The sequence below is a fragment of the Undibacterium sp. FT79W genome, from assembly GCF_014284215.1.
GTDB lineage: Bacteria > Pseudomonadota > Gammaproteobacteria > Burkholderiales > Burkholderiaceae_D > Undibacterium > Undibacterium aquatile.
The window spans coordinates 1-2,086 of the sequence record NZ_JACOGB010000019.1; the positions used below are offsets into that span (position 1 = coordinate 1).

Annotated in this window: 3 protein-coding genes; all 3 read left to right on the forward strand. The window is 43.7% G+C overall.

From position 1 onward, the window contains the following. A partial coding sequence (locus H8K38_RS18150; protein WP_186886256.1) for a TonB-dependent receptor occupies positions 1-1,097 on the forward strand: 1,097 nt, incomplete at its 5' end. 33 nt (positions 1,098-1,130) lie between these two features. Further along, a complete protein-coding gene (locus H8K38_RS18155; RefSeq protein ID WP_186886257.1) occupies positions 1,131-1,673 on the forward strand; it encodes a molybdopterin-dependent oxidoreductase in 543 nt (180 codons plus the stop codon). A 9-nt stretch (positions 1,674-1,682) separates the two neighbouring features. Then, the coding region (locus tag H8K38_RS18160) for a nitrogen fixation protein NifQ (RefSeq protein WP_186886258.1) at positions 1,683-2,086 on the forward strand (404 nt) is incomplete at its 3' end.

The following is a 2,086-nucleotide window of genomic DNA, read 5'->3' on the forward strand; positions in this document are numbered from 1 at the left end:
TCAGATTGTTCCATGACAGCTATGGTAACGAGGTCGATAGCTATACAGATGATAGTTACACCAAGCTCAAGGTCGCCGGTTCTGGCAGCGTCAGTACCGGCCGCAGTATTTATGACGACAAAACAAATGGCGGCTCCATTGTATTGGAGTCACTCCGCTTTTCGGGACAGACGCTACGTCTGATGAGTCACTATAAAGCTGACGAACATAACGAACTCGATGGCAATGGCACGACAAATGCTGTCTACAAAGATGTGTTGACATCAATCGCTATTGAAGACAATGTTCAAATTAATCCTGCTCTATTGTTGTCACTTGGTCTTGGTCGTCATGAGTTAAGACCTGGTACGGTATTTAACCTCGGCAACCCCTACTCTTTACCTGGAACAAAAACGGCGACTGATGCTCAATTCGGTCTGTTTTATGACTGGTCTGACGCTGCCCGCTTTTACGCAAGCATTGCCCAAAAAACGCGTTTGCCGACTTTGAAAGATCGTTATTCACAGCGATTGGGAACATTCGTTGAAAACCCGAATTTACAACCTGAAGAATCTATCAATTATGAAATAGGCTATCAAGGACATCCTACACAATCAACGCAAGCAGAAGCTGCCATTTTCTATAGCGATGTCACTAATAAAATCCAAACTGTGGCGAACGTTTCTGGTATCAAGTCTCAGATGCAAAACGTTGGACAAGTTCATATTTCCGGTCTTGAACTGGGCATTAAAACGAATGTGGTTTCATGGCTGGACGTGGGTGGAAACTATACCTTTACCGATTTAAATAATATCAGCAATCCTTCAGTCAAACTGACCGATATTCCACGCCATAAGATCACAGCTAACGCTCTGCTGCGACCTGTAGAAAATATCGATGTCATTGTCTTTGCCGAACACAACAGCAATCGTTGGGTATCCAACACCCTGGAATTATCTGGTTATACAAGTTTGAATCTCAAACTGACCTACCGGCCAGTGAAGCATCTCACTGTGGAAGCTGGTGTCACCAATCTGACAGACAAAAACTACGCACTCGCTGATGGCTTTCCTAATCCAGGACGCATGTGGTTTGGCAATGTCCAATATCAGTTTTAATCAGGTTTTCAATTGAATACAAAAGGAGAAATCATGTTCCAACAATGTCGCGCACTTTTGATTACCACCGCTCTCGTTTTTTGCCAGCAGGTTTTTGCGCACGAAACAACAAGTGATCTATCAAAATATGTCACCGAGAGTGTGACTGTGTCAGGTGCAGTCGAGAATAAACTCATTCTGCGCGTCAATGACTTACGACAATTCCCTCCGCAGAAAGTTGGCGAAGTACCGTTGATTTGCCAAACTGGTGCCAATGTCGGCAAATTAGAAAATTTCAAAGGAGTTCTGTTGAAGGACATTCTTGAAAAAGCGGTTGTCATTTCAAAGGATCACAATGACGTCAAAAAAACCATTGTGATTGCATCGGCAACGGATGGATATAAAGTCGTTTTTTCGTGGAGCGAAATATTCAATACGCCAATTGGAGAAGGTGTCATGGTCTTTTTTGAAAAAGATGGAAAGCCTCTGTCTGAAGATGAGGGGCGGATTGCGATGATATCGTCGAAAGACCTGCGCACCGGCCCTCGTCATGTGAAATGGTTAAACGGGATCGAAGTCAGAAAAATCGTCGATTAAGCATGCAATATGGATACCTTTCAACTTCACCTGCTCTCTATAGTATCAACGTCAAAAACCGATGCTGATCCTATAAGAGCAGCAATTACGGGCGTACTCAGAAATGCGCAAGAAGGCGAACTTCCTCTATTTGCCTGGGCTCTAGGTATGACACAGCCTGCATTCATCGCCATGTTGCAAGAATGTTTTCCTGAAATTGAAGAGTTAGAAATGCTGCCCGATCATCAATATCAAGGTTTGATGGCGACCATTCCAGAAGATTTTTTAATGGTCAAAAATCTTCTGTTAGATTTGCGTTCAACAAAAAAGAATGCAAAACACGTTGACTGGCTGGCAAGTGCTGTTGCCGCCGGTTGTCAGGGAAGTCGCCATCTTTGGCAGGATTTAGGCTTATCTAATCGTGACGAAGTATC

Coding starts and splice junctions, on each gene's coding strand:
- H8K38_RS18155 (WP_186886257.1), top strand. CDS start 1,131: ATGTTCCAACAATGTCGCGCACTTTTGATTACCACCGCTCTCGTTTTT.